The organism is Micromonospora sicca (assembly GCF_003172935.1).
Taxonomy (GTDB): domain Bacteria; phylum Actinomycetota; class Actinomycetes; order Mycobacteriales; family Micromonosporaceae; genus Micromonospora; species Micromonospora sicca.
This window is the reverse complement of sequence record NZ_QGKS01000024.1, coordinates 1-775: the sequence shown is the minus strand read 5'-3', so window position 1 is coordinate 775 and position 775 is coordinate 1. Positions and strand designations below refer to the sequence as shown.

General features: G+C 69.0%; 1 protein-coding gene. It reads right to left on the bottom strand.

Going from position 1 to position 775, the window contains the following annotated elements; translation table 11 throughout:
• Window positions 1-5: 5 nt before the first annotated feature.
• Window positions 6-775, bottom strand: a 770-nt coding sequence (locus tag DKT69_RS00140) for an ISAs1 family transposase (RefSeq protein ID WP_109799583.1), incomplete at its 5' end; no start/stop codon positions are given.

Here is a 775-nt window from a genome sequence, read left to right as displayed (position 1 = left end):
CAGGGTCATTGCGTTGTCGGGATGCTGCTGGTCACGGCGGTGATGAGGTCGTGGGGGCGGCGGTTCGCGCGTCGGGTGGCGCGGGCGATGTTGGCCTCGCCGTTGGTGCGGTGGTAGCCGATCGAGGTGTTACGCAGGGTCGCGAGGACGGCGGGTCCGGTGCCGGTCCGGGCTTGGTGGAGATCTTCACGGAAAGTGACGTCCCGGACGTGATGTACGCGGTTTTCGATGTGCCATTCGAGGCGGGCCCAGTGCTGCAGGTCGGCGGGTTGGGCCTGCTCGGCGGGTAGAGACACCGTGTAGTAGGCGGTTTCGCGGCTGGTCTTCCCGCTGGTGGTGCGGGTGCGGGTGATCCGGACGGCCTGCTCGGCGTGGGGGAACCTGATGCCGCCCGGAGTAGCCACGGTGATGGCTTTGACGGTGCGGGTCTCGCGGCGGCCGTGGCCGGTGTCGCGGCGGCGGTCCCCGATCGGGATCTCCGGCCAGGGCAGGGTCTTGAGCTGCTTGAACAGGGTGGGTTGGTTGCCTTTCGTCGGGATCATCAGGTGGGCGCCGCGGGCGGCGATCTCCTCGGCGTGGGCGGTCTGGGTGTGCAGGGCGTCGGCGATGAACAGCAGACCGGTCAGGCTGCCCAACACTTGCTCGACCGCGTCGAGCAGCGGTGCGAACGCGGGGATCTCGTTGCTCTTCGCGCTCACGGTGACCTGGGCCAGGACGATGCCGGTGCTGGTGTCCAGCGCGGACAGCAGATGAACCTGACCGCCGTCGGCACGGC